The organism is Kocuria rosea subsp. polaris (assembly GCF_001483755.1).
GTDB lineage: Bacteria > Actinomycetota > Actinomycetes > Actinomycetales > Micrococcaceae > Kocuria > Kocuria cellulosilytica.
Genome location: NZ_LQBK01000004.1, coordinates 360,025 through 384,654 on the forward strand (window position 1 = coordinate 360,025; position 24,630 = coordinate 384,654).

Genomic DNA, 24,630 nt, shown 5'->3' on the forward strand with positions numbered 1-24,630 from the left:
TCACCGTCTCTCCCTGCCGCCGCGCACGGTGCCGGACCCGTGAGTGTGACGAGCGGGCCCGGCCGGCAGGGAGGCCTCCCAGGGGCCTTCGCTAGACTCTCAGGACGCCTCAGCAGCAGGGCCCGGTCCGCCGGGCGAGGGCGTCCGTGGCCGGAACGGTGGAGGAGTGCTCATGGGTGTGTCGGTGTCGCCGGCCGATCCGGCCGGGCTGGCCGAGGTCGCCGACGCGGTGGTGCGGCTGGGGGAGCAGCTGCGGAACGCGACGGCCGACACCCTGGTGGACGCGGTGATCGAGCACGCGGTGCAGGTGCTGCCCGGGGCGCGGTGGGCGAGCATCACCACGCTGCGCCACGGCACGTTCCGCACCCTGGCCGCGACCGGGGAGACGGCCCGGGCCGCCGACGCGCTGCAGTACGAGCTGGGCGCGGGCCCGTGCGTGGACACGGTGCTGGAGGACAGCGTGCACTGCTCGGCGGATCTGGCCCGGGACGGGCGCTGGCCGGAGTACGGGACGCGGGTCGCCCAGGAGCTGGGGGTGCGCAGCGCCCTGGCCTACCGCCTGACCCTGGTCGCGGACCCGGACCTGCTGGCGGGGCTGAACCTGTACTCCGACGTCCCCGGCGCCTTCGACGCGTCCGCGCAGTGGACCGGCACGCTGCTGGCCACGCACGCCGCGTGGGCGGTGTCGCTGGCGCTGACCCAGCAGCGGGCGCAGAACCTGGAGGCCGCGCTGCGGTCCAACCGGGAGATCGGGACCGCCATCGGGGTGCTGATGGCCCAGCACAAGCTCACCCGGGAGCAGGCGCACGAGCTGCTGCGCGTGGCCAGCCAGGACGGCAATCGGAAGCTGGCCGAGATCGCCACCGAGGTCGTGGAGACCGGGCAGCTGTCCCTGCCGCGCCGGCCCGCCCGGTCCGCACCGGGCTCCCGCGGCGGCTGAGGCCTCTTCGGCCGGGACGTCTCGCGGGCACGCATCGGGTCCCCGCCGGCCGGTCGCACCAGAAACACTCTGTACATAGTTATTGTGACCTGCAACACTGGCGGCGAGACCGAACGCCCTCAGCCCCGCGGCGCGCTCCCGGGCGCGTCCCGCGGAAAGGAAGTGGATCGATGCCGATCGACACGCCCCACGCCGGACCGGCCGCCGCGCTGCTCCAGGACTTCTCCCTCGAGATGACGGGCAAGGACGTCCCGGCCCTGGAGGAGGCCGCCGCCGAGATCCCCCCGGGGACCCGGATCAACGTGACCTTCCTCGGCAACGAGGACCTCGCCATGCGGGTGGCCGCGGCCCGCGCCGTGCGGGAGCACGGGTTCGTCCCGGTGCCCCACCTCTCGGCGCGGCGGCTGCGCTCCCAGGACGAGCTCGAGGAGTTCCTGGCGGCGCTCGCGGAGGTCGGCGCCGCCGAGCACGTCTTCGTGGTGGGCGGGGACCCCGAGACCCCGGAGGGCCCGTACGAGGACTCCCTGTCCGTCATCCGCACCGGGGTGCTCCAGCAGCACGGCGTGCGGGGGGTGGGCGTCAGCGGCTACCCGGAGGGCCACCCCGACATCGGCGACGACGTCCTCTGGGCGGCCCTGACCGACAAGACCGCCGCGATCCGCGAGCAGGGCCTCGAGCCCGAGATCATCACCCAGTTCGGCTTCGACAAGGACCCGGTCCTGGAGTGGCTGGCCGAGGTGCGCCGCCGGGGCGTCGACGCCCCGGTGCGGATCGGGGTGCCCGGGCCGGCGGGCGTCAAGCGCCTGCTCGGCTACGCGCGCCGCTTCGGCGTGGGCACCTCGGCCGGCATCGTCCAGAAGTACGGCTTCTCCCTGACGAACCTGCTGGGCACCGCGGGCCCGGACCGGTTCCTGCGCGACCTCGCCGCCGGCCACGACCCCGCCGTCCACGGGCAGGTGCGGCTGCACTTCTACACGTTCGGCGGGCTGCGGGCCACGGCCGAGTGGGTCCGCGGGTTCGGCGCGGACGGGGGGACCCCGTGAGCCCCGGCGGACCGTCGATGCTCCGCCCGGACCACGCCAGCCTGGTGGTGCACGGCCGGGACCAGCCGGGGATCGTCGCCGTGGTCACCTCGGTGCTCGCCCGGCACGGGGCGAACATCGTGGCCCTCGACCAGCACTCGGACGACCCGGAGGGCGGGGCGTTCTTCCAGCGCACGGTCTTCCACCTGCCCGGCTACCCGGCGCGGCGTCCCGCGCTCGAGCAGGACCTCGGCGCGGCCCTCGGCGACGGCTTCGAGCTGGAGTGGCGGTTCACGGACCTCTCGGTGCCGCGGCGGGTGGCGATCTTCGCCTCGAAGTCCGACCACTGCCTGCTGGACCTCATCTGGCGCCAGCGCCGGGGCGAGCTGCCCATGACCATCTCCATGGTCGTCTCCAACCACCCCGACATGGCCGAGGACGTCCGCGGCTTCGGCATCCCGTTCTTCCACGTCCCCACCCGGGACAGGGCGGCGGCCGAGGCGGAGCACCTGCGCCTGCTGCAGGGCAACGTCGACCTCGTGGTGCTCGCGCGCTACATGCAGATCCTCTCCTCGCCGTTCCTCGAGGCCGTGGGCGTCCCGGTGATCAACATCCACCACTCGTTCCTGCCGGCCTTCATCGGGGCCGAGCCGTACCGGAAGGCCAAGGAGCGGGGCGTGAAGATCATCGGCGCCACCGCGCACTACGTCACCGAGGACCTCGACGAGGGGCCGATCATCGAGCAGGACGTGGTCCGGGCCTCGCACCGGGACTCCGCCCAGGAGCTGGCCCGCCGCGGCGCGGACGTCGAGCGCCAGGTGCTCTCCCGCGCCGTGCTGTGGCACTGCCAGGACCGCATCATCCGGCACGACCGGCAGACCATCGTGTTCTGAATCCCCGTTCCCGCCCCGGGCGCGCACCGCCCCGGGGCACCACCGCAGAGAAGGAGCTCACCGTGGCACCCCGCACCCTCCAGGACGTCCTCGACGCCTCGAACGGCACCGTCGAGCTGCTGCGCAACTCGCAGATCGGCGCGTACATCTATCCCGTCGTGGCGCCCGAGTTCCACAACTGGCGCAGCGAGCAGAAGGCGTGGCGGGAGACCGCCGTGCTCTACGACCAGTCCCACCACATGGACAACCTGTTCATCCGCGGCAAGGACGCGCTGAAGCTGATCTCGGACACCGCGATCAACAGCACGAAGACGTTTCCCGTGAACAAGGCCAAGCAGTACGTGCCCACCACCCCGGCCGGCCACGTCATCGGCGACGGCATCCTGTTCCACCAGGAGGAGGACGAGTACGTCTACGTGGGTCGCGCCCCGGCCGCCAACTGGCTGCTCTACCACGGCGAGACCGGCGGCTACGACGTCGACATCGAGGTCGACCGCCGCTCCCCGTCCCGCCCGATGGGCAAGCCCGTGGTCCGGAAGTACTGGCGCTTCCAGATCCAGGGCCCGAACGCGTGGCAGATCATCGAGAGGCTCAACGGCGGTCCGCTCGAGCAGCTGAAGTTCTTCACCATGGACCGGATGAACGTGGGCGGCGCCCAGGTCCGCACCCTGCGCCACGGTATGGCCGGCGCCCCCGGCCTGGAGATCTGGGGGCCCTACGAGTCCTACGACCAGGTCCGGGCCACGATCCTCGAGGTCGGCGCCGAGTTCGGCATCGTCCCCGTCGGCGCCCGGGCGTACCCCTCGAACACCCTCGAGTCGGGCTGGATCCCGTCCCCGCTGCCGGCCATCTACACCGGCGAGGGCACGGCGGACTACCGGAAGTGGCTCGGCGCGGACAGCTACGAGGCCACCAACGCGCTCGCCGGCAGCTTCGTCTCCGAGAACATCGAGGACTACTACCTCACGCCCTGGGAGCTGGGCTACGGGTCCTTCGTGAAGTTCGACCACGACTTCATCGGCCGCGACGCCCTGGAGCAGGTCGACCCCGCGACCCAGCGCCGGAAGGCGACGCTGGCCTGGAACGCCGAGGACATGACGAAGATCTTCGCCTCCCTCTTCGACACCGAGGGCCCGGACTACAAGTACTTCGACCTGCCCCTGGCCAACTACGGCTCGTCCAACTACGACGCGGTGGTCGACGCCGACGGCCGCACCGTGGGCCTGTCCATGTTCACCGGCTACAGCTACAACGAGCGCAAGGGCCTGTCCCTGGCCACCCTCGACCCGAACGTGCCCGAGGGCACCGAGCTCAAGGTGGTCTGGGGCGAGCCCGACGGCGGCAGCCGCAAGACCACCGTGGAACCGCACGAGCAGCTCGAGGTCCGCGCCGTGGTCAGCCCCGTGCCCTACTCCGAGGTGGTCCGCAAGGACTACCACGGCGGCTGGCGGACCGCCTCGTCCCAGGGCTGACCGAGGAGCGGTCCCAGGGCGCGCAGCACGGGCCCCGGCTCCCAGCGGCGCACCCCGTCGACGGACCCGACGGGGTGCGCGCCCGCCACCGAGTTGGTCACGAACACCTCGGTGGCGCGGGCGAGCTCCGCCCACCGCACCGGGCGCTCGCGGACGTCGGCCCCGGCGGCGCGCAGCGCCGCCAGCACCCGGGCGCGCACCACCCCGGGCAGGATCCGGCCGTCCGCGGGCGGGGTGAGCACGGCGCCGTCGACGACGACGAAGACGTTGGCCCGGCCCGTCTCCAGGAGCGTGCCGTCGGCGTCCACGAGCAGCGGGTCGCAGCTGCGCGACCACAGGCCCGGGACCGGCTCGTGGGCCAGCGCCCGGCGGTCCGCCCACTTGTGCCCGCCGAGACCGCCGGGCAGCCGGACGGGGACGAGCCGCCAGGGCGGCACCGGCTCCGGCGGCAGGGCCGTGGCCGTGACCGTCACGGTCAGGGTGCCCCCCGGGGCGGGGACCGCCGTGATCCGCAGTCGGTGCGGGCCGGGGAGCCCGGCGGCGCGGGCGACGACCTCGCCGCGGACGCCCGGGGGCAGGGCCGCGCCGCAGCAGGCGAGGCAGCTGGCGCCGAGCCGCTCGAGGTGGGCGTCGAGGTCCACGGGCGCTCCCTCCCGCACGAGCAGCGTGGTGAAGACCCCCTCCGCGAGGACCGGCGGGAGGGCCGGCAGGGCCGGGAGGTGCTCGGGGCCGCTCGCGGGCCGGTGCCCGTCCCAGTCCCGCCGGAGCTCCTCGTCCAGCACGGCCCCGACGGCGTCGAGCAGGGGCACCGCCTTCACGAGCGTCTCGTGCGCCTCGTCCGCGGGGTCGGAGTCGGCCACGATCCCGCCGCCCACCCCGAGCCGGACCCGGTCCCCGGTGAACTCGAAGGTGCGGATCGCCACGTTGAGCACGAGACCGACCGGGCCCGCGCAGCCGATCGCCCCCGTGTAGACCTCGCGGGCCGCGGGCTCGAGCGCGTTGACGATCTCCATGGCACGGATCTTGGGCGCGCCCGTGCAGGACCCCGGCGGGAACGTGGCGCGCAGCAGCGCCCCGTCCCCGAGGCTTTCGGGCAGCCGCCCGTGCACGTCCGCCACCAGGTGGTGGACCCCGGTGTGCGGCTCGACCCGGGGCGCCGCGGGGGCCCGCACCGATCCGGGCACGCACGCCCGGGAGAGGTCGTTGCGCATCAGGTCCACGATCATGACGTTCTCCGCCCGGTTCTTCGCCGAGGCGTGCAGCGCGGCGGGGTCGCTCGCGGCCGGTGCGGTGCCCTTGATCGGGGACGTCAGCACCGTGCACCCGGTGCGGCGCAGGAACAGCTCCGGGGACAGGCTCGCCACCGCCCCCGTGGGCAGGCGCAGGAAGGCCGCGAAGCGGGGGGACAGGGCCTCGAGCCCGGCGCAGAACAGGTCCAGGGGATCGCCCTCGAAACCGCCCTCGAGCCCGCGGCAGACGTTGGTCTGGAAGACGTCGCCGTCCCGGATGTGGCCCAGCACCGCGGTCACGGCGGCGGCGTGCGCGGCGGCCGAGGCGTCGGCCGTGAACGGCCCGCAGCGGTAGGGCGCGGGGGCATGCGGAACGCCCGGCGCCGCCAGGGCCAGCTCCCGCGCCGCCGCCGTCCGGGCCGGGTCCGTGCCGGGCAGCCACTCGAGCACCCACGCGCCGTCCGCGGCGCGGTGGCGCAGCACGTGGTCGTAGTAGCCGAGGTGGTGGTCCGGCAGCCGGGCGGGGCGCGGCGGGGCGGCGGGGAGCCGCTCGAGCCGCCGGGCCAGCTGGTAGCCGAGGAAGCCGATCCAGCCGCCGCCGACGGCGGGACCGGGGCCGTCCGCGGGGGCGCCGGCCCCGTGGGCACCGGTCTCCCGGGTGCCGTCCGCCGCGGGGTCGTGCGCCTGCGGGGGGAGGGCGTCCAGGGCCGCGAAGGGGTCCTCGTCGGCGCCCAGCACCCGGAGCGGCCGGAAGCCGATCACGGTGTCCCCGTCGTGCCAGTCGCCGAACAGCCCCACCAGCCCGGGCTGGTCCCGCAGGGCCCGCAGCATCTGCACCGGGGACAGCCGGACCCCGGTGAGGACCTCCGCCCGCGCCGGGCCGGTCCCTGTCGTCTCCCCCGGCGCGCGCGGGGAGCGGCCGCCTCCGGGGGCGGCGGTCACGTCGTGGCTCATGGGGACATGATCCCATCCCGCCGGCGACCGCTCCGCCGACGGCCGGGGACCGGGGCCGGACGGACGGGGGCGCCGGCGTTGTCGGTCCGCGATAACCGCCCTTGGCGGGCCGTCCTGCGACCCGGGACACTGGCACGGAGAGTCCCGGCCGCTGCCGGGCGTCCGCCGAGAAGGGAGCAGGGATGATCTTCATCGTCGTCAAGTTCAAGGTGAAGCCGGACTGGGCCGACCGCTGGGTCGAGTTCTCGAAGGAGTTCACCGAGGCCACCCGCGCGGAGCCGGGCAACCTGTGGTTCGACTGGTCCCGCAGCGTGGAGGACCCCCACGAGTTCGTGCTCGTCGAGGCCTTCGCGGACGACGGCGCGGGCCCGCACGTGAACAGCGAGCACTTCAAGAAGTTCACGGCGGAGGCGCCCCAGGCGCTCGTGGAGACCCCGCAGATCATCAGCGAGCAGATCTCGGCCTCGGGCTGGAACCGGATGGGCGAGATCACGGTCGAGTGAGCGCCCGCTGACGTGCTGACCGGCCGGGCTCCCGGCCGGTTGGCAGGTGCAATCCGGCACGCCAGAATGTGAGGCATGACCGCACGCGACACCGGCATGGCCTCCGTGCAGAAGGCCTTCGCGCTCCTGGACGTGGTCGCGGGGAACCCCCGCGGGGCCACGGCCAAGGACATCAGCACCGAGCTCGGGATGCCCCTGCCCTCCGTCTACCGGCTGCTGCGGACGCTCGTGGCCTCCGAGCACGTGGTGCACCTCCGGGACCAGCGTCGCTACGGCCTGGGCTACAAGCTCCACGCCCTCGACGCCTCCCTGCACCAGCAGGTGGCCACGCCGGCCACGGTCCGGCGCGCGGTGGGGGAGCTGCACGCGAGTGCCGACGCCGCCGCCTACTTCGCGGTCTACCGCGGTGACGCCATCGTGGTGGCGCACGTGGTCGACTCCCCGCGCCGGCCGCGCATCACCCCCCTGGACTTCGGTTTCACGGACGCCGCCCACGCCACGGCCTTCGGCAAGATCCTGCTCTCCCGCCTGGACGAGCACGAGGTGGCCGACTACCTCGGCCGGCACGGGATGCGCCCCCTGACGGACCGCACGCTCAGCACGCCGGAGGACCTGGGGCGCGAGCTCGGGCGGGTGCGCGCGGAGGGCATCGCCGTGGAGCGCGAGGAGTTCGTGCCCGGCGCCTCGTGCCTGGCCGCGCCCGTCGTCGACGCGGCCGGGCGCACCCTGGGCTCCGTGGCCGTGTCCCTGTCGCCCGCCGACTTCGAGCAGCGGCACCGGTCGATCGCGCCGGTCCTGCGGGACGCCGCGGACCGGGTGGGACGGGCCCTGCGCGCGGCGGAGGGCTGCCCGGCCGGGTCCGCGACCGGCTGAGCGGCCCTCCGCCGATCCGCAGTCAGAGGTGCCGGGCCGCCAGCTGCTCGGCGATGTAGTCGGCCTGCCGGGTGGCCAGGGCCACGATCGTCAGCGTCGGGTTCGCCGCGGCACCGGTCGTGAACAGCGATCCGTCCGCGACGAAGAGGTTCGGCACGTCGTGGGTCTGGCCGAACGCGTTGGTCACCCCGTCCTCGGGCCGCTCGCTCATCCGGGCCGTGCCCATGTTGTGCGTCGACGGGTAGGGCGGCGTGTGGTGCACGGAGGTCGCGCCCACGGACTCGTAGAGCAGGGACGCCTGCTGGTAGCCGTGGTTGCGCATCGCCACGTCGTTCGGGTGGTCGTCGAAGTGCACGTTGGGCACGGGCAGCCCCAGGTGGTCCGTCACGGAGGAGTTGAGGGTCACCCGGTTGCTCTCCTGCGGCATGTCCTCGCCCACCACCCACATCCCGGCGGTGTTCTCGTAGCCGTCCAGCAGGGCCGTGAACTCCGGCCCCCAGGAGCCGGGGTCCACGAAGCTGGCGAGGAAGGCGGGGCCCAGGGAGATCGTCTCCATGTAGTACCCGCCGGCGAAGCCGCGGTCGACGTCGTGCCGGGACTCGTCCGCGACGAGCCCCGCCATCGTCTCGCCCCGGTACATGTGCACCGGCCGGTCGAACTGCGCGTAGGCGGAGCCCGTGGTGTGCCGCATGTAGTTGCGGCCCAGCTGCCCGGAGGAGTTCGCGAGCCCGTCCGGGAACAGCGGGGAGCCCGAGAGCATGAGCAGCCGGGGCGTCTCGATGGCGTTGCACGCCACCGCCACGAGCCGTGCCCGCTGCCGCTGGACCTGGCCCTGCGCGTCGACGTAGAGCACGCTGTCGACGAGGCCCTTCTCCGTGTGGGTGATCTGCACGGCGTGGCAGTCCGGGCGCAGGTCGAGGTTCCCCGTGCGCAGGGCCTTGGGGATCTCCGAGACGAGCGTGGACCACTTCGAGCGGTTCTTGTCGCCCTGGAAGTTGAACCCGTCCTGGACGGACGCCGGCCGCCCGTCGTACGGCTCCGCATTGGTCCCGTACGGGCCGGTGGCGTAGTGCCGGTAGCCGAGCTTCTCGGCGCCCGCGGCGAGCACCTTGTAGTTGTTGTTCGCGGGCAGCGGCGGCCGGCCGTGGCGGTGGGTGCTGCCGATCTTCTGCTCGGCCCGGTCGTAGTACGGGGCGAGGTCCTCCAGGTCGATCGGCCAGTCCAGGAGGTTGGCGCCGTCGACGCGCCCGTAGACGCTGCGCGTGCGGAACTCGTGGGCCTTGAACCGGGGCGTGGCCCCGGACCAGTGGGTGGTGGTCCCGCCGACGGCCTTGACGATCCACGCCGGCAGGTTGGGGAAGTCCCGGGCGATTCGCCACGAGCCCGTGGTGGTGCGCGGGTCCAGCCAGGCCATCTGGTGGAAGGCCTCCCACTCGTCGTTGACCCAGTCCGCACTGGTCAGGTGCGGCCCGGCCTCGAGGAGCACCACCTTGATGCCCTTCTCCGTCAGCTCGTGGGCGAGGGTGCCTCCGCCGGCTCCGGAGCCGATGACGACGACGGCGGAGTCGTCGTCGAGCTCGATCCGGGCGGCGCGCTGCTGGTCCTGGGGCGTGGTGGTCATGCGGTCTCCCCGTGCTCGATGACGTCCGACCCCTTGAAGAGGTCGCTGAAGGGCTCGTCGGTGGTCCCGGAGGCGCCCTGCCGGTCCGGGTTCCACCCCTCCGCGGGGGCCGCGGTGGCCACCGGGTAGCCGAGGGGCCCGCACTCGGTCAGGTCCTCCTCGGCCTCCTCGACGCGCGGGTCCGGCAGCCAGTCGAGGTCGTCGAAGCCGCGGTGCAGGTAGCCGCCCTTCGAGAAGGACTCGCCCTCGTAGCCCAGGGCCTCCCAGACCTCGTGGTCGTCGTAGAGGTGCAGCACGGTGGTGCGGCGGATGAAGCCGAAGAACTCGAGGTCGGCGATCCGCTTGAGCACCTTGAGCGCGGCGTCGTCGGACAGCTCCACGAACGGCGCGTCGCTGAGCGAGTTCAGGGTCAGCAGCCCCTGGGTCAGGGCCATCCGGAACCACGTGCTGCTCTCGGCCTCGGCGGCGATCTTCTCCGTCATCCGTTCGTACGGGCCGTCGGGCAGCTGCGGGTGGGGGAACGCGACCCGGATGACGCGGGTGAGGGTGCGCTTGGCCTCGTCGGTGAGGGCGAGGGCGTTGAGAGCGGAGTACTTCGCGGGATAGACCATGGGTCTCCTCCTCGTCGGCGGTGACGGGTGTAGTCCAGAGTGTGATCGGGATCACCGCAGCGGGCCAGACCCGTTGTCGCAGGGCGAGAATGTGGAGCCCGTGAGAGCATGGGCCCACCGAAGGAGGCCTCGTGATCGTCGAACGACTGCCGGAGCACCTGCACGAGGACGCCGTGTCCCTGTGGCAGGCCGCGGGCCTGACCCGCCCCTGGAACGATCCCCGCGCGGACCTGGACCGGGCGCTCGGCAGCCCGTCCTCCACGGTCCTGGCCGCCGTCGACGACGGACGCCTGAGCGGCACCGCCATGGTCGGCCACGACGGCCACCGGGGGTGGGTGTACTACGTGGCCGTGCACCCGGCCCGCCGGGGTCAGGGGCTGGGCCGCGAGCTGATGGCCGCGGCCGAGCAGTGGGTGGCCGGCCACGGCATCCCGAAGATGCAGCTCATGGTCCGCACCGCCAACACGGGGACCCGGGAGTTCTACGAGCGGATGGGCTACGCCGTCCAGGACACCGTGGTGCTCGGGAAGTTCTTCGACCCCGGGCGGCAGGCCCAGCAGAGCGGCTGATCCGACGGCGAACGACCGGCCCGCGGTGCCACCCTCCGACGACCCCTCGCCCGAGCTGCTGTCCTGGGGGCAGCGGCGGGCCCGGTGGGTGCTGGTCGCCACCGTGCTCGGCTCCGCCCTGACGTTCATCGACACGACCGTGGTGAGCATCGCCCTGCCGGCCGTCGGGGCCGACCTGGGGGCGGGCAGCACCGGGCTGACGTGGGTGGTGAACGGGTACACGCTGACCCTAGCCGCCCTCGTGCTGCTGGGCGGCTCCCTGGGGGACCGGTACGGCCGGCGCCGGATCTTCCTGCTCGGCGTCGCCTGCTTCGCCGGGGCCTCCGCGCTGTGCGGACTGGCCCCGGACGTCACCGTGCTCGTCGCGGCGCGGGCGGTCCAGGGGATCGGCGGCGCCCTCCTGGTGCCCACCGCCCTCGCCATCCTGCAGTCCTCCTTCGCGCCGGGCCACCGTGCCCGCGCCATCGGGGCCTGGTCGGGGTTCACGGGGGTGGCCTCGGCCGTGGGCCCGTTCGCGGGCGGCTGGCTGGTCCAGACCACCTCGTGGCGGTGGGTGTTCCTGGTCAACCTCCCGGTGGCGCTCGCCGTGGTGCTGATCGCCCGCCGGCACGTCCCGGAGTCGAGGGACCCGGGAGCCTGCCCGCAGCTGGACGTGCCCGGCGCCGCGCTGCTGGTGACGGGGCTCGGCGCGCTGACGCTCGGGCTGACGGCCGCGGCCGGTGACGGCCGGTCGCTCCCGGCCACGGGCGGGGCGCTCGCGGCCGGAGCGGGGCTGCTCGCCGCGTTCCTGCTCCGGGAGCGGCGTGCGGCGGCCCCGCTGCTGCCTCCGGCGCTGCTCGGGCAGCGCCTGTTCGTCGCGGCGAACCTCATCACCTTCGTGGTCTACGCCGGCCTGGGCGCGGTGTTCTTCGTCCTCGTCGTCGCCCTCCAGGTGGGGGCCGGGTTCCCGCCCGTGGCGGCCGGGCTGTCCCTGCTGCCCGTCACCGTCCTGATGCTGCTGCTCTCCCCGTCCGCCGGCGCCCTGGCGCACCGGACGGGTCCGCGCCTGCCCATGACGGCCGGTCCGCTGATCGCCGCGCTTGGCGTGCTCCTGCTGGGCCGGGCCGGGCCCGGGGCGCACTACCTCCTGGAGGTGCTGCTCCCGGCCGCCGTGTTCGGCGCGGGGCTGACCCTGCTGGTCACGCCGCTGACGGCCACGGTCCTCGGGGCCCTGCCCACGGAGCAGGCCGGGCTGGCCAGCGGGGTCAACAACGCCGTGGCGCGCACCGCGGGCCTGCTCGCGGTCGCGGCGATCCCGCTGGTGGGCGGGCTCGGGGAGACCGGCCTCACCGACCCGGCGCGGGTCCGCGAGGGCTTCCCCGTGGTCATGGGGGTGTGCGCGGGCCTGCTCGCGGCCGGCGGGCTGCTGTCCGCGGCGGTCCTGCGCCCCACGGCGCGGGACCGCCCGTGACGCCTTCGCGCCGCGACACATCCTTGACCGCCCGATCGGCGCGTTCCTACGCTGAAGCCCCTTGTCGCGCGGCGGTGGGGCGTGGAGACCGGGTCGGCCGGGCGCAGGGGGCGTCCGAGGCCCTGGGGGACCGCGAGGCCGCCGGCAAGGTCCTGTCGTGCGCGTCCGCGCTCGTGCTCGCGCACCGGCGTCCGGCCGGTTCGACCGAAAGCAGTGGTGAGCCATGCGTCCTCCCGAGAACACCCGCGGCCCCGACGACCCCTCCGGCTCCCGCGGCCGGAGGCGCGGGCGCACCCGCCGCGCAGGCTCCGTGCTGGCGCTGGCCGTGCTCCTGGCGGCCGCCCCGGCGGGCGGGGCGGCCGGGGCGGCCACGGTCGCCGCGCCGCAGCAGGGCGTCGTCGTCACCGCGCAGGTGCCGCCCGGGCTCGAGGACTTCTACGCCCAGCAGCTCGTGTGGACCGCGTGCGGCGCGGCCGCGGAGTGCACCCGGGTGCGGGTGCCGCTGGACCACGACAACCCGGCCGCCGGGCAGATCGAGCTGGCGCTCACCCGGGTGCCGAGCACCGACCCCGCGGCCCGGCAGGGCTCCCTGCTCGTGAACTTCGGGGGCCCGGGCGGTTCCGGGACCGCCTCGATCGAGGCGTGGGCGGCTGGGCTGGACCCGCGCGTGCGGGCCGCGTACGACGTCGTGGGCTTCGACCCGCGGGGCGTGGGCAGCTCCACCGCCGTGGAGTGCGTCGACGACGCCACGATGGACGCGATGCGTGCCGGCACCGTCGATCCCGACACCCCGGAGGGGCTGGCCCAGGCCATCGCGGCGGCCGAGCGCTTCGCCGCGGCGTGCGCCGCGAACACCGGCCCGCTCCTCGGCGAGGTCGACACGATCAGCGCCGCCAAGGACCTGGACATCCTGCGGGCGGTGCTGGGCGAGGACGAGCTCGACTACCTCGGCTACTCCTACGGCACCCTGCTCGGCGCCACGTACGCCGACCTGTTCCCCGAGCGGACGGGCCGGTTCGTGCTCGACGCGGCCATGGACCCGTCCCTCGATGGGGCCGGGCTGACCCTCGACCAGGCCGCCGGCTTCGAACGGTCCCTCCGCGTGTACGTCGAGTCCTGTCTGCCGCTGGACGGGTGCCCGTTCGAGGGGACCGTCGACGAGGGGCTGGCGGAGATCGAGGACCTGCTCCGGCAGGTCGAGGCGCAGCCGCTGCCGACCGCCGACGGGCGGCCGCTCACCGTGGACGACGCGGTCAGCGGGCTCATCAAACCGCTCTACGATCCGCGCATCTGGTGGTTCCTGACCCAGTCCCTCGACCTGGCCACGGAGCACGGGGACGGGACGGGGCTGATGCGCCTCGCGGACATCGCCTACGGCCGCGGCCCCGACGGCACCTACGCCAACTCCTACGAGGCGAACATCGCGATCGACTGCCTCGACCGTCCCGAGAACGACGACCCCGCCGCGATGGCGGCGCTGGACGCGCGGCTGCAGGAGGCGTCCCCGACCCTCGGCGACTGGTTCAGCCACGGGCAGGTCACCTGCGGGGCCTGGCCGCACGAACCCGTCAGCACGCCCGCCCCGATCGACGCCGCCGGTGCCGGGCCCATCCTGGTGGTCGGCACCACGGGAGACCCGGCCACGCCCTACGCCTGGTCGCAGGCGCTGGCCGCGCAGCTCGAGGGCGGGCACCTGCTGACCCGGGTGGGCGAGGGGCACGGGGCCTATCTGAGCGGCAACCGGTGCGTCGACGAGACGGTCACCACCTATCTCCTCGAGGGCGTGCTGCCCGCCGAGGAGCGGGTCTGCTGAGCCGGGGCACGCGTGGTGCGGGGGCAGAAAGCGGCCGGTACGAGATCGCCCCCGCACCGGCCCAGCCACCAGGGAAATCAGGAAGATCCGGCGGCTCCGGCCCATCCTACTGAGACACGGGTCACGGATCACCACTTGATTTTCCCGGAGCCGCCAGGATCGTCACACGGGCCCGGCCCTCATCAGGGCCGGGCCCGTCCCCGCCCGGCGCGCACGCATCCGGTGCGGAGGCGCGGCAGGCCCGGCAGCTGCCCGGCCAGGGACGCCACGAGGGCCAGCCCGAACCCCGCCGCCTGGAGACCCGTGAGCGTCTCGCCGAGCAGCAGCAGGCCCAGGACCGCGGCCGTCACCGGGGTCAGGGGCATCAGCAGGGTCAGGCTCGTGGGCGGCACGCGCCGGCCGGCGTGGAACCACGCGGCGTAGGCGACGGCGCCGCCGGGCAGCGCCAGCCAGGCGTAGCCGAGCACGGCGGGCAGGTCCAGGACGAAGGGACCGGTGTCCAGCAGGGGCACGAGCGGGGCGATCATGAGACCGCCCAGGGTCAGCTGCCAGCCGGTCGCGGCGAGCCCGCTCAGCCCCTCGGGCAGCCCCCACCGGCGGGTCAGGACCACCCCGGCGGCCATGACCGCGGTCCCGGCGAAGGCCGCGGCGAGCCCCAGGGCGTCCAGGGTGACGGTGCCCGCGAACACGGCCACGGCCACGCCGGTCACCGCGGCGAGAGCCCACAGCACCCGCGGCAGGGGGGTGCGCTGCCGGAAGGCCAGGAGCAGCAGGAGCGCCGCGACCAGGGGCTGGGCGGAGCCCACCACGGCGGCGAGACCTCCCGGCAGACGGTAGGCACCGAGGAACAGCAGAGGGAAGAACGCCCCGAAGTTGAGCAGCGCGAGCACCGCGAACCGGCCCCACCAGGCGGGCGGCGGCAGCTGCCGGGTCAGGGCGAGCAGCAGCAGCCCCGCCGGGAGGGCCCGCAGCAGGGACGCGGTCATGGGCCGGTCCGGGGGCAGCAGCTCGGTGGTGACCACGTAGGTGGTCCCCCACACCACCGGCGCCACCGCGCCGAGGAGGATCAGCCGGGCCCGGCCGGCCGCGTCGTGGTCCACCGGCGCACCCCCGCTCTCTTTTCCGCCGTCCGGTCCCGCCCGGTCGGAGGCAGGATGCACCGATCCTACGGTCCGCCCGGCCGGGGATTCGGAGTAGATTGCCACCATGGACGTCCGCGGGGGGATCGTGAGCGCGCTGTGCGTGCCGGCACTGCTGCTGAGTGGCTGCGCCCCCGACGGCGGGACCCTGGCGACCGGCGAACGCCTGGGCGCCCCGGCGGACGCGCCCGCCCTGGACGTGGAGGTCGTGCTGGACGACCTCGAGCTGGCGTGGGACGTGGCCCTCACCCCGGAGGGCACCGTGCTGGTCACCGAGCGGGGCGGCCGGCTGCTGGCCCGCGACGAGCAGGGCGTGCGGGAGGTCGCCGCGGACCTGGACGACCTGTTCGTGGGCAGCGAGGCCGGACTGATGGGCCTGGAGGTCTCCCCGGACTTCGGGCGGACCCGGGAGATCTTCCTGTGCCACGCCACCCGGACCGAGGACGGCCGGCCGCAGGACGTGCGGGTCACCCGCTGGCGGCTCGACGAGGACGCCGCCGCGGCCGAGCGCACCGGGACGGTCGTCGACGGCCTGCCCATCAGCTCCGGCCGGCACAGCGGCTGCCGGCTGCGCTTCGTCCCCGACGGCACGCTCCTCGTCGGCACCGGGGACGCCGCCCAGGGCGAGAACCCGCAGGACCCGGACTCGCTCGGGGGCAAGACGCTGCGGCTCCATCCCGACGGCACGGTCCCCCAGGACAACCCGTTCGCCGACCGGGACGGGCCCGCGGCCGCCGTGCACACCCTGGGCCACCGCAACGTCCAGGGCCTCGCCGTGCAGCCCGGCACCGGCACCGTGTGGTCGGCGGAGCACGGACCCGGCACCGATGACGAGATCAACGTGCTCGAGCCCGGCGGGAACTACGGGTGGGATCCCGCGCCCGGCTACGACGAGTCCGTGCCCATGACCGACCTCGAGGAGTACCCGGACGCGGTCCCGGCCGCGTGGTCCTCCGGGCGCCCGACCGTCGCCCTCAGCGGCGCCGCCTTCCTCGACGGGGAGCGCTGGGGGGCGTGGGAGGGCGCGCTGGCCGTGGCCGAGCTGAAGAACACGGGCGTGGGGGTCTACCGGGTGGAGGACACCGCGGTCACCGGCCTGACCCGCATGGCGGAGCTGGAGAACGACTACGGCCGGTTGCGCTCGCTGACCCTCGACGACGAGGGCGCCCTGTGGGTCACGACCTCCAACGGCGACGACGACGCCGTCCTGCGCGTCACCCCGCGGCCGGACGGGGGCTGAACGGCGCCCGGGGCCCGTGCCGGGTGCTCAGGACTCCGCCTGGCCCCGCCGCCAGTAGCCCATGAAGGAGACGTGGTCCTTGGGGATGCCCGCCGCGTCGACGCACAGCCGGCGCAGCGCCTTGACGGTGCCGGACTCGCCGGCGAGGAACACGTAGGGGACGTCGGCGCGCGCGGACGTGGCCACCGACCACGCCCGGGGCTCGGCGGCGTCCTCGGTGGTGCTCGCGGCGGTGTCGCCGGCGGCGTTCCGCGCGGCCGGCCGGGCTGGCGCCCCGCCGCCGCGCTGCGGGCGGCGGCCCGCCAGGACGTCGTCCACGGCCCGGCCCGGCAGCTCGAGCAGGTGTGCCAGGCGCACCGCGGCCCGGTGCCCGTGCCCGGCCGGCTCCCCGCCCCCGGCGCGGGGCAGGACGTGCAGCCGCACGTCCGGCAGGTCGGCGGGGAGGCGGTGGGCGGCGGCGTCCTCGGGGTGCGGGACCTCGAGCACCACGTCGAGGCGGGGCCGGGTCCCGCCCGCGGGGGGCCCGGCGTGGGCGTCCGTGAACTCCTCCGCCACGGACATCAGGGCCGGGGCCGCGGTCTCGTCCCCGACGGCGAGCACGCGGTGGGCGCCACCGTGGTCCCACGCCGCCCAGGGCCGCTCCCGGGGACCGGGCCCGAGCAGGTACACGCGCTCGCCGGGGGACACCGCGGCCGCCCACCGGCTGCCGGGGCCGTCCTGGGCATGCCCGCCGTGCACCACGACGTCGATCACGAGCTCGGGGACCACCATCCCGCAGAACGTGGTGCGCCGGACGCCGCGCACGGTGTAGGTGCGCATCCAGCCGCGCTCCTCGGCGGGCCGGGCGAACCAGCCCTCGCGCAGGCCCAGGGACAGGTCCGCCCGCTGGGGCTCGCGGCCCGGAGGCGGGACGAGCAGCTTGATGTAGGCGTCCCGGCACCGGGTCGCGTCCCCGGCCCCGATGAGGGCCGGGGACAGGCCGGCGAGCTCCGGGCCCGCCAGGGCGATCCGGCGGAAGGACGGGCACAGCTGGGTCACGGACGTCACGACGGCCTCGACGCACAGCACGGGGGCCTCGTGGGCGGCGGCCTCGGGGGCGGGGATGGCGGTCACAGCAGGGTCCTTCCGATCTCGGCGGCCGCTCGGGGCGCGGGGTCCAGGGGCACGGGGACGGCGGGTGGGACGGGGCGGGAGCCCTCGTGGGCCCGCCCGCGGGGCAGGACCACGGGGCGTCCGCCCACGGGGTCCCGGGCGACGTCCGCCCGGAGCCCGAAGACCTCGGCCAGCAGCTCGGGGATGAGCACCTCGGCGGGCGTGCCCACGGCCACGATGCGCCCCGCGGCCATCGCCACGAGCCGGTCCGCCACGCGGGCGGCCAGGTTCAGCTCGTGCAGCACGGCCACGACGGTGGCCCGGCCGGCGCCGGGTCCCTCGGGGTGGTCGAGCCCCCGGAGCATGTCCAGCAGGTCCACCTGGTGCGCCAGGTCGAGGTAGGAGGTGGGCTCGTCGAGCAGCATCGTCCGGGCCCGCTGGGCCAGGGTCAGGGCGATCCAGACCCGCTGGCGCTGCCCGCCGGAGAGCTCCTCCACGGGCCGCCCCGCCAGGGCCGTGAGCTCGGTGAGCTCCAGCGCGCGGGCCACCGCCGCGTCGTCGTCGGGGGAGGGGGCGCCCCACCACCGGCGGTGCGGGTGCCGGCCGCGCTCCACGAGCTCCGCCACGGTCAGGCCCTCGGGGACCACCGGGGACTGCGGGAGGAGGCTGACCGAGCGGGCGTACCGGCGGGCGTGCCACTCGCGGACGTCGCGGCCGTCGGCCTCGAGGGTGCCGGCGAGCGGGCGCAGCTGCCGGGACAGGCCCTTGAGCAGCGTGGTCTTGCCGCACCCGTTGGCGCCGATGAGCACGGTGGTGTCCCCGTGCGGGATGTCGAGGTCCACCTCCCGCACCACGGCGCGGTCGCCGTAGCCCAGGGACAGCCCGCGGATCCGGAAGGCGGGGACGCCGGCCGCGGGGTCCGCCACGGGACGCAGGCCGGGGCGCAGCTCAGGACTCATGCCAGGGCTCCTCTCCGCTGCCGCACGAGCAGCCACAGCATCACGGGGGCGCCCACGGCGCCGGTGACCACGCCGGCCGGCAGCTGCACCTGCGCCAGCAGGTCGGCGCCCACGGAATCGGCGACCACCACGACCACGGCGCCCACGAGGGCGCACGCCACGATCGAGGTCCGGCCCCGGGTCAGGGCGGTCGCCACCGGGGTGGACATCAGCGCCACGAAGGCGAGCGGACCGGTCGCCGCGGTGGCCACGGCGGCCAGCAGCACGCCCAGGCCCAGGGCGAGGGCCCGGCTGCGCGCCGGGCGCGCCCCGAGACCGGCCGCGAGCTCCGGGCCCAGCTCGGCCGGCTCGAGGGCGCGGTGCACGGCCACGGCCGCGGGCACGGCCGGCGCCAGGCACGCCGCGAGGACGGCGATCCTCTCCCACGTGGCGGCGTTGAGCGAGCCCGCGGTCCACAGGGCGGCGTCCTGGGCGGCGTTCAGGGACAGCTGCACCAGCAGCGCCGCGGTGAGGGCCTGGGCGAGCGCGGCCACGCCGATGCCGGCGAGCAGGAAGCGCTCGCCCACGATCCCGCCCGTGCGCAGGCGCACCGAGGCGGTGGCGATGAGGGCCGCGGCGAGCACGGCCCCGGCCAGGGCGGTCCAGGACACGGCTGTGCCGCGCAGGCCCCAGACCGCGGTGCCGGCCACGGCCCCCGCCGCGGCGCCGTAGGTGATGCCCAGGATGTCCGGGCTGGCCAGGGGATTGCGCAGCACCCGGCGGAACAGGGCGCCGGAGCAGCCGAGCGCGGTCCCGGCGAGCGCCCCCAGCACGGCGCGCGGCAGCTTCTCCTGGAGCACGATGAAGCTCGCCCCGGGGATCTGCTCCCCGGCGAGGATCGCGAGGAAGTCGGGGACCGTCACGGTGTAGCGCCCGAGCAGCACGCGCACGGCCAGGGCCGCGAGCAGCGCCAGGGCCAGCAGGGCGACCGCCCGGCGGGTGCGGCGGGACCGGTCGCGGCGCACCGCCCGGACGAGCTCCTCGGCCCCGGCCGGCTCGGGGGCGGCGGGCGCGGGGGAGAGCACGGTGCCGGTCACAGGGTCACGCTCCGTCCCCGGCGCAGCAGCGCCAGCAGCACCGGCACGCCGAGCACCACCGTGGTCACGCCCACGTGGATCTCCTGGGGCGGGGTCAGCACCCGGCCCAGGACGTCGGCGAGCAGGAGCAGCACGGGGCCGAGCACCGCGCTGAACAGGACGATCCAGCGGTAGTCGCCGCCGAGGAGACGGCGCACGGCGTGGGGCACGAGCAGCCCCACGAAGGCGATGGGGCCGGCGAGGGCCGTGGCCGAGCCGGACAGCAGCACCACGCCCACGAAGACGAGCACGCGCTGCAGGCCCAGGTCCACGCCCAGCCCGTGCGCGAGCTCGTCGCCCAGGGCCATGGCGTTGAGCCCCGAGGAGCCGCCGAGCACGAGGAGCACGCCGAGCAGGACGAGGGGCGCCACGGCGGCGAGGTCGGTGGTCTCGGCGCGGGCGACCGAGCCGATGCTCCAGAACCGGAAGCGGTCCAGCACCGCGGGCAGCACGAGGACCACGGAGGTGGTCAGGGCGGTGAAGCCGGCGTTGACGGCCGCCCCGGACAGGACCAGGCCCGCCGGGGTCGGGGCGCCGCCGCCGAGCCGGGACGAGCCGAAGACGAGCACCGCGGCCACGGCCGAGCCTGCGAGGGCCAGCGCGGTGAGCTGCCAGGTGGCCACCGGGCCGAGCCAGCCGATCCCGAGGACCACCGCGCACGCCGCGCCGGCGGTCAGTCCGAGCAGGCCGGGGTCGCCCAGCGGATTGCGGCTGACCCCCTGCATCCCGGCGCCGGCCACGGCCAGGGCCGCTCCCGCCAGCACGGCCGTCAGGGTGCGGGGGATCCGGCTCTGCACCACGGCGGCGTCGATGCCCAGCCCGGCGGAGACCTGGGACCAGCCGCCCTCGAGCAGGGCCGCGGGCAGCCCGGTGAGCACGGCGAGCACCGTGGCCGGGTCCACCGAGCGGGCCCCCCAGAACAGGGAGGCCGCGGCCGCGGCCGCCAGCAGCAGCACGGCCGCGGACAGGGCGGGTCCCCGGCGCCGCGGTGCGGCGCCGGGGACCTGCCGGGCGGGGGAGGCGGTGCTGGTGGTGCTCACCGGGGCCGCGGTCTCACTCGCCGCCGGCGGCCGCGGCGGCCTCGGCGATGTCCGGGACCACGTTCTCGAGCGCCCACGGGATGCTCAGGGGGGAGGCCGCGGAGACCGAGAGCACCTCCTGCGGATCGGTCTGGAGCACCAGGGCGCCGTCGGCCACGGCCGGGATCCTGCTGAGCAGGGGGTCGTCCTGGATGGTCTCGCGCACGCTCTCGTCCTCGGCCCAGCTGACGAACACGTCCGAGGTCAGCTTGTCGGCCCGCTCGGGGGACCAGGTGACGAAGAACTCGTCCTCCTTGCCCTCGGCGGCCTGCTGGACGGCCTCGGACTGGACCATGCCGAGGGACTCGAGGAACTTCGGGCGGTTGTCCACCGCGGTGTAGGCGAAGATCGGGTCGGCGGCCGCCGGGTCGATGGTGCCGTAGACGAACGAGGTGCCCTCCAGCTCCGGGTACTGCTCGGCGGTGTCGGCGATCTGCTGCTCGACGTCCGCCACGACCTCCGCGGCCCGCTCCTCCCGGCCCAGGGCCTGGCCGATGAGCTCCGTGGAGTCCTGCCAGGAGGTCCCGTAGGCCACGGCGTCCTCGGGGAAGGCGACCACGGGGGCGATCTCGGAGAGCTTGTCGTACTCCTCCTGGGTCAGCCCGGAGTACGCCCCCAGGATGACGTCGGGCTGCAGCGCCGCGATCGCCTCGTAGTTGATCCCGTCCGTCTCGGCGTAGGTCTCCGGGGCCTCGGCGCCGGACTCCTCGAGCGCGGCGTCGAACCAGTCGGTGGACCCGTTCTCGTTGGCGCCGAAGTCCGTGGTGGGCACGCCCACGGGCACCACGCCGAGAGCGGTCGCCACGTCGTGGTTGACCCACGACACCGTGGCCACCCGTTCGGGCGCCTCCTCGATCGTCGTCTCGCCGTACTCGTGCTCCACGGTCCGGGGGAACTCGCCGGTGGCGCCCTCCCCGGACGCGGAGCTGCCCGCGGACTCCCCGCCCGCGGGGCCGGTGGAGCACCCGGTGAGGACCAGGGCGCCCGCCGCCAGCAGGGCGGCCGGGGCGAGGACGCGGGGCGAGGGGCGCGGAGCGGGGAACGGCGTGCGCGGAGCACGGAGGAGCAGAGAGGCCACGGCCACCCTTTCGGAGGTCGACGACAGGGCCGTCGGTGCGGAGCGGGGTGAGGCAAGGGTTGCCTAACCTTCGGAACAGCCATCACCCTAGGTCGTGATCCGGGCAATACGCAACACGAGCATGTGCTAATCCGGCCGGGGTGGCCACCGGGCCGTCTTCCACCCGGTGCGTAGAGTGGGCCGGGCGACCGATGCAGCGTTCCCCCGAGCCGGAGGAGAGAACCCATGACGTCCGACCTCCCGTCCTCCGTCGACGTGCTCGTGGTCGGCGGCGGCCCCGCGGGCCTGTCCGCGGCCACCTGGCTGGGCCGCTACCAGCGCTCCACCGTGGTCGTGGACGCGGGGCAGCAGCGCAACCTGGCCGCCGAGGCCGCCCACGGCCTGCTGGGCAGGGACCCGACCACCCCGGGCGAGCTGCTGGCCGAGGCGCGTGCCGGGCTGGCGCAGTACCCGCAGGTGACGCTCCACCACGGAACGGTCGCCGGCCTGCGCCGGGACGAGGGCCGCCTGTTCCGCGCCGACGTCGACGGCGCGGAGATCGCCGCGGAACGGGTCGTGCTGGCCACCGGGGTCCGCGACCAGGTGCCCGAGATCGCCGGCATCGCCGAGCACTACGGCGTCGACGTGCACCACTGCCCCGCCTGCGACGGGTACACCGCCCGGGGCCAGGTGGTGGTCGTCCTCGGCTCCGGCCGGCACGTGCCGGCCTACGCCGCGGAGCTGCTCGACTGGGCCGACAGCGTGCGGATCGTCACCGGCACCACCGGACCGGCGTTCGACGAGGAGCAGCGCGCGGTCCTGGCCGACCACGGGGCCGAGGTCGTGGACGGGGTCGCCGAGGCGCTGATCGGGGCGCCCGGCGCCCTGGCGGGCGTCCAGCTGGCCGGCGGGGAGCTCGTGGAGGGGGACAAGGTCTTCTTCTCCTACGCGCACCACCCGGGCAACGACCTCGCGCGGCAGCTGGGCTGCGAGCTCGACCACGAGGGGCGCATCGCCGTCGACGGGTTCCAGCTCAGCAGCGTCGACGGGGTCTACGCCGCGGGCGACATCACCGCCGGCCTGCAGCTGGTGCCCATCGCCATCGGCAAGGGGGCGGCCGCCGGGGTGGCGTGCGCCACCTCGCTGCGGGGCCACCCCGGCGCCGGGCCGGCCCCCGCCCCGGCCCCGCCGACCCGCTGGTTCACCGCGCGCTGACGACCTCGCCCCGGCTCCCCGGTTCCACGGCTCCGGCACCTTCGTTAAGGCGTGTGTCCCGGTGCCTGTCCTCCGGACGGCCCCGGGGCACACAGTGCGGTTCTGCATGGATTTCTATTTCGGGGAGTTGACGGCAATGGCGCCGAAGACCGTGTTCCTGGCCTTCGCGGAGCAGGACGAGTTGTTCCGGGACGTGTTCACCGCCCAGTGGTCCCGGGCCGGGGACCAGGCGCGGTTCCTGGCCCCGCCCGTGGACGGGGTGTGTCCGCAGCAGTGGCAGCGGGACGTGCGGGAGCGGATCCGCGGCTGCGACGGGGTGATCGCGCTGATCGGCGGGGGCACCTCGGACTCGCCCGCGGCGCGGTGGCAGCTCCGCTGCGCGGTGGCCGAGGGCAAGCCGCTGCTGGGCCTGTGGGTGGAGCCCGAGCACCGGGGCAAGCCCGCCGAGATGGGCCCGGCGCGCTGCGAGAGCTGGACCTGGGAGAACATCGGGGACTTCCTCGACGGCCTCTGACCCGGCGGACGCCGGGCCCCGCGGCCGGGCCCGCGGGGCCGGCCGCGGGCCCCGGGGGAGGGCAGAGGTGACCCCGCACCGGCTCGAATGGCGTTTCCGGGCGTCCTGTCCCAGGATTGACCGGTGCCCGACCACCCTTCTGCCGCAGACCCCGCTCCTGGCCACGAGCCCGTGCCCGAGCTGCTCGTCGGCCTCGTCCTCTCGCCCCAGATCGCCGGCGCCCTGCCCCGGGACCTCGCGGCCTCCGTGTCCGGGCCGCTGCACGAACGCTATCCCGGGGTCCGCTGGCGGGTGAGCGCGGTGACCGACCGGCTGGTGGTCCCGCCCGCCGACGGCCTCGACCTGCTCGAGGCGGCGCGCGACCGGATGCTCGACGAGGACTGGGACCTCGTCGTGGTCCTCACGGACGTCCCGCTCAAGGACGGCCGCAGCCCGGTGCTCACGCAGCTGAGCCCCGTGCACGGTGTGGGCCTCCTCGCCGTCCCGGCCCTCGGCGCCCTGCACGTCGGGCAGAAGGTCCGGCAGGCGACCGTGCGGGTGGTCGGCCACCTGCTCGGCCACGACACCGAGGACGCGGGCGACGCCGACGCGCAGGCGGAGCTCGTCCGGCGCGCACGGCAGCGCTCGGAGGACCTCGAGGACCGGCCCGAGGACAACGCCGTGCAGTTCACCGCCCGCGTGCTGGGCGGCAACGTGCGCCTGCTCCTCGGGATGATCCGCGCCAACCGGCCCTGGACCCTGGTGGCGCGGCTGTCCCGGCTCCTCGCCCTGGCCGCGGCCACCGGGGTGCTCACCCTGGTCGCCTCCGACCTGTGGCTGCTCGCCGCCGCCTACGGGCCCTGGCGGCTGGGGCTGCTGGCGCTGCTGTCGATCGCCGCGGTGACCGGCGCGCTCGTCGTCGGCGCCCGGCTGTGGGAGCGCCCGCGCCGGCGGGCCGAGCGGGAGCAGGTGGCCCTGTTCAACCTCGCCACGGCCGCCACCGTGGCCATCGGCGTGTCCGTCTTCTACCTCGCGGTCTTCGCCCTGTCCTGGCTGGGGGCGCTGCTGCTCGTGGACGGGGACGTCTTCGCGGCCGTGATCGGCGCCCCGGCCGGGGCGGTGGAGTACGTCAAGCTCGCGTGGCTGACCGCCACGCTCGCCACCGTGGGCGGCGCCCTCGGCGCCGGGCTCGAGGACGACGACGCCGTGCGCGCCGCCGCGTACACCCGCTCCGAGCCCTGACCGGGGCCGCCGCCGGGCCGCACGACGCGCACCCCGGCAGTCAGTAGAC

General features: G+C 75.3%; 22 protein-coding genes. 13 read left to right on the plus strand and 9 right to left on the minus strand.

Going from position 1 to position 24,630, the window contains the following annotated elements:
* Window positions 1-172 precede the first annotated feature (172 nt).
* The 4 genes from AVL61_RS04055 to ligM all read left to right on the plus strand — a co-directional run bounded on the left by AVL61_RS04055 (window position 173) and on the right by ligM (window position 4,327).
* Window positions 173-940, plus strand: a complete 768-nt coding sequence (locus tag AVL61_RS04055; protein WP_058873048.1) for a GAF and ANTAR domain-containing protein — start codon at window positions 173-175, stop codon at window positions 938-940.
* A 170-nt stretch (window positions 941-1,110) separates the two neighbouring features.
* Entirely contained in the window at window positions 1,111-1,983 is an 873-nt protein-coding gene (locus tag AVL61_RS04060; protein WP_058873049.1) for a methylenetetrahydrofolate reductase, read from the plus strand.
* A 17-nt stretch (window positions 1,984-2,000) separates the two neighbouring features.
* A complete protein-coding gene (purU, locus tag AVL61_RS04065; protein ID WP_058873050.1) occupies window positions 2,001-2,855 on the plus strand; it encodes a formyltetrahydrofolate deformylase in 855 nt (284 codons plus the stop codon).
* Between the two features lie 62 nt (window positions 2,856-2,917).
* Window positions 2,918-4,327: a vanillate/3-O-methylgallate O-demethylase gene (gene ligM, locus AVL61_RS04070; protein WP_058873051.1), complete on the plus strand. Its 1,410-nt coding sequence runs from the start codon at window positions 2,918-2,920 to the stop codon at window positions 4,325-4,327.
* Here ligM and AVL61_RS04075 read toward each other — a convergent pair.
* A complete protein-coding gene (locus AVL61_RS04075; protein WP_082696943.1) occupies window positions 4,288-6,510 on the minus strand; it encodes a bifunctional anthranilate synthase component I family protein/class IV aminotransferase in 2,223 nt (740 codons plus the stop codon). The genes ligM and AVL61_RS04075 overlap by 40 nt on opposite strands.
* A gap of 182 nt (window positions 6,511-6,692) precedes the next feature.
* Here AVL61_RS04075 and AVL61_RS04080 point away from each other — a divergent pair, with 182 nt between their 5' ends.
* Window positions 6,693-7,013, plus strand: a complete 321-nt coding sequence (locus tag AVL61_RS04080) for a putative quinol monooxygenase (protein ID WP_058873052.1) — start codon at window positions 6,693-6,695, stop codon at window positions 7,011-7,013.
* A 75-nt stretch (window positions 7,014-7,088) separates the two neighbouring features.
* Complete coding sequence (locus tag AVL61_RS04085; protein WP_058873053.1) at window positions 7,089-7,886, plus strand: IclR family transcriptional regulator; 798 nt, start codon at window positions 7,089-7,091, stop codon at window positions 7,884-7,886.
* 22 nt (window positions 7,887-7,908) lie between these two features.
* Here AVL61_RS04085 and AVL61_RS04090 read toward each other — a convergent pair whose 3' ends face one another.
* Complete coding sequence (locus tag AVL61_RS04090) at window positions 7,909-9,507, minus strand: GMC family oxidoreductase (protein ID WP_058873054.1); 1,599 nt, start codon at window positions 9,505-9,507, stop codon at window positions 7,909-7,911.
* Window positions 9,504-10,118 carry a hypothetical protein gene (locus AVL61_RS04095; protein WP_058873055.1) on the minus strand — a complete coding sequence of 205 codons (615 nt, stop codon included), beginning with the start codon at window positions 10,116-10,118 and terminating at the stop codon, window positions 9,504-9,506. Before AVL61_RS04095 ends, AVL61_RS04090 begins: the two co-directional genes overlap by 4 nt.
* Before the next feature lie 131 nt (window positions 10,119-10,249).
* Here AVL61_RS04095 and AVL61_RS04100 point away from each other — a divergent pair, with 131 nt between their 5' ends.
* From AVL61_RS04100 to AVL61_RS04110, 3 genes are all read left to right on the plus strand, one after another.
* A complete protein-coding gene (locus tag AVL61_RS04100) occupies window positions 10,250-10,687 on the plus strand; it encodes a GNAT family acetyltransferase (RefSeq protein ID WP_058873056.1) in 438 nt (145 codons plus the stop codon).
* 25 nt (window positions 10,688-10,712) lie between these two features.
* Window positions 10,713-12,137, plus strand: a complete 1,425-nt coding sequence (locus AVL61_RS04105) for an MFS transporter (RefSeq protein WP_058873057.1) — start codon at window positions 10,713-10,715, stop codon at window positions 12,135-12,137.
* Between the two features lie 223 nt (window positions 12,138-12,360).
* Window positions 12,361-13,950: an alpha/beta hydrolase gene (locus AVL61_RS04110; protein WP_058873058.1), complete on the plus strand. Its 1,590-nt coding sequence runs from the start codon at window positions 12,361-12,363 to the stop codon at window positions 13,948-13,950.
* A gap of 182 nt (window positions 13,951-14,132) precedes the next feature.
* On the opposite strand, the gene AVL61_RS04115 is transcribed toward AVL61_RS04110, so the two are convergent.
* Window positions 14,133-15,050 carry a DMT family transporter gene (locus AVL61_RS04115; RefSeq protein WP_058873059.1) on the minus strand — a complete coding sequence of 306 codons (918 nt, stop codon included), beginning with the start codon at window positions 15,048-15,050 and terminating at the stop codon, window positions 14,133-14,135.
* A 106-nt stretch (window positions 15,051-15,156) separates the two neighbouring features.
* Here AVL61_RS04115 and AVL61_RS04120 point away from each other — a divergent pair, with 106 nt between their 5' ends.
* A complete protein-coding gene (locus AVL61_RS04120; RefSeq protein ID WP_058873060.1) occupies window positions 15,157-16,329 on the plus strand; it encodes a PQQ-dependent sugar dehydrogenase in 1,173 nt (390 codons plus the stop codon).
* A gap of 27 nt (window positions 16,330-16,356) precedes the next feature.
* On the opposite strand, the gene AVL61_RS04125 is transcribed toward AVL61_RS04120, so the two are convergent.
* Genes AVL61_RS04125 through AVL61_RS04145 form a run of 5 tightly spaced genes read right to left on the minus strand, consistent with a single transcriptional unit; the run spans window position 16,357 to window position 21,658 of the window.
* Window positions 16,357-17,442, minus strand: coding sequence for a siderophore-interacting protein (locus AVL61_RS04125; protein ID WP_058873061.1), 1,086 nt, complete (start codon window positions 17,440-17,442; stop codon window positions 16,357-16,359).
* On the minus strand, window positions 17,439-18,380 hold the full coding sequence (locus AVL61_RS04130) for an ABC transporter ATP-binding protein (protein WP_058873062.1): 942 nt from the start codon (window positions 18,378-18,380) through the stop codon (window positions 17,439-17,441). Before AVL61_RS04130 ends, AVL61_RS04125 begins: the two co-directional genes overlap by 4 nt.
* Window positions 18,377-19,456 carry a FecCD family ABC transporter permease gene (locus AVL61_RS04135; protein ID WP_082696944.1) on the minus strand — a complete coding sequence of 360 codons (1,080 nt, stop codon included), beginning with the start codon at window positions 19,454-19,456 and terminating at the stop codon, window positions 18,377-18,379. Before AVL61_RS04135 ends, AVL61_RS04130 begins: the two co-directional genes overlap by 4 nt.
* Window positions 19,453-20,535, minus strand: coding sequence for a FecCD family ABC transporter permease (locus AVL61_RS04140; protein WP_058873063.1), 1,083 nt, complete (start codon window positions 20,533-20,535; stop codon window positions 19,453-19,455). The genes AVL61_RS04135 and AVL61_RS04140 overlap by 4 nt, the downstream gene beginning before the upstream one ends.
* Before the next feature lie 13 nt (window positions 20,536-20,548).
* Window positions 20,549-21,658, minus strand: coding sequence for an iron-siderophore ABC transporter substrate-binding protein (locus AVL61_RS04145; protein WP_082696945.1), 1,110 nt, complete (start codon window positions 21,656-21,658; stop codon window positions 20,549-20,551).
* 219 nt (window positions 21,659-21,877) lie between these two features.
* Here AVL61_RS04145 and AVL61_RS04150 point away from each other — a divergent pair, with 219 nt between their 5' ends.
* The 3 genes from AVL61_RS04150 (at window position 21,878) to AVL61_RS04160 (ending at window position 24,581) form a co-directional block, all read left to right on the plus strand.
* On the plus strand, window positions 21,878-22,846 hold the full coding sequence (locus tag AVL61_RS04150; protein ID WP_058873064.1) for an NAD(P)/FAD-dependent oxidoreductase: 969 nt from the start codon (window positions 21,878-21,880) through the stop codon (window positions 22,844-22,846).
* A gap of 136 nt (window positions 22,847-22,982) precedes the next feature.
* Window positions 22,983-23,360 carry a TIR domain-containing protein gene (locus AVL61_RS04155; RefSeq protein WP_058873065.1) on the plus strand — a complete coding sequence of 126 codons (378 nt, stop codon included), beginning with the start codon at window positions 22,983-22,985 and terminating at the stop codon, window positions 23,358-23,360.
* 123 nt (window positions 23,361-23,483) lie between these two features.
* On the plus strand, window positions 23,484-24,581 hold the full coding sequence (locus AVL61_RS04160) for a hypothetical protein (RefSeq protein WP_058873066.1): 1,098 nt from the start codon (window positions 23,484-23,486) through the stop codon (window positions 24,579-24,581).
* The last annotated feature ends 49 nt before the right edge of the window (window positions 24,582-24,630 follow it).

Excerpts from the sequence above, each read along its gene's own strand:
- AVL61_RS04055 (WP_058873048.1), top strand. The coding sequence starts at position 173 with ATGGGTGTGTCGGTGTCGCCGGCCGATCCGGCCGGGCTGGCCGAGGTC.
- AVL61_RS04060 (WP_058873049.1), top strand. The coding sequence starts at position 1,111 with ATGCCGATCGACACGCCCCACGCCGGACCGGCCGCCGCGCTGCTCCAG.
- purU (WP_058873050.1), top strand. The coding sequence starts at position 2,001 with ATGCTCCGCCCGGACCACGCCAGCCTGGTGGTGCACGGCCGGGACCAG.
- AVL61_RS04075 (WP_082696943.1), bottom strand. The coding sequence starts at position 6,510 with ATGAGCCACGACGTGACCGCCGCCCCCGGAGGCGGCCGCTCCCCGCGC.
- AVL61_RS04080 (WP_058873052.1), top strand. The coding sequence starts at position 6,693 with ATGATCTTCATCGTCGTCAAGTTCAAGGTGAAGCCGGACTGGGCCGAC.
- AVL61_RS04085 (WP_058873053.1), top strand. The coding sequence starts at position 7,089 with ATGACCGCACGCGACACCGGCATGGCCTCCGTGCAGAAGGCCTTCGCG.
- AVL61_RS04090 (WP_058873054.1), bottom strand. The coding sequence starts at position 9,507 with ATGACCACCACGCCCCAGGACCAGCAGCGCGCCGCCCGGATCGAGCTC.
- AVL61_RS04095 (WP_058873055.1), bottom strand. The coding sequence starts at position 10,118 with ATGGTCTATCCCGCGAAGTACTCCGCTCTCAACGCCCTCGCCCTCACC.
- AVL61_RS04110 (WP_058873058.1), top strand. The coding sequence starts at position 12,361 with ATGCGTCCTCCCGAGAACACCCGCGGCCCCGACGACCCCTCCGGCTCC.
- AVL61_RS04120 (WP_058873060.1), top strand. The coding sequence starts at position 15,157 with ATGGACGTCCGCGGGGGGATCGTGAGCGCGCTGTGCGTGCCGGCACTG.
- AVL61_RS04130 (WP_058873062.1), bottom strand. The coding sequence starts at position 18,380 with ATGAGTCCTGAGCTGCGCCCCGGCCTGCGTCCCGTGGCGGACCCCGCG.
- AVL61_RS04150 (WP_058873064.1), top strand. The coding sequence starts at position 21,878 with ATGACGTCCGACCTCCCGTCCTCCGTCGACGTGCTCGTGGTCGGCGGC.
- AVL61_RS04155 (WP_058873065.1), top strand. The coding sequence starts at position 22,983 with ATGGCGCCGAAGACCGTGTTCCTGGCCTTCGCGGAGCAGGACGAGTTG.